Origin of the sequence: Pseudomonas sp. 2995-3 (assembly GCF_002742565.1) — a bacterium.
In the GTDB taxonomy this organism is placed as follows: Bacteria; Pseudomonadota; Gammaproteobacteria; order Pseudomonadales; family Pseudomonadaceae; genus Aquipseudomonas; species Aquipseudomonas edaphica.
In genome coordinates this window covers 1-248 of the sequence record NZ_LJSB01000436.1, presented here as the reverse complement: position 1 = coordinate 248, position 248 = coordinate 1, and the positions used below count along the sequence as shown (strand labels likewise).

Annotated in this window: 1 pseudogene; it reads right to left on the bottom strand. The window is 38.3% G+C overall.

Annotated features, from left to right (window positions below):
- Positions 1-248, bottom strand: a pseudogene (locus AOA62_RS29950) (septum site-determining protein MinD); the annotation flags it as partial.

The window sequence follows — 248 nt, the reverse complement described above, 5'->3', positions numbered from 1 at the left end:
AGGGGAACTGTCTCCCCACAAATTCGTCTTGCAATATTACGGTACGCAATAGATGCTTTATTTTTTGGATCCATTGCAATAGGCTCTCCCCTATTTGAAGCACGGATGACATCATCTGTATCTGCAACAATACCTAATAGTTCAATAGCTAGTATTGTAACTACTTCTTCAATATCTAACGCATCACCATTTTTAGACATGTGTGGTCGAATACGGTTAATAATAAGATTTGGAGGAGCAATTTCCTC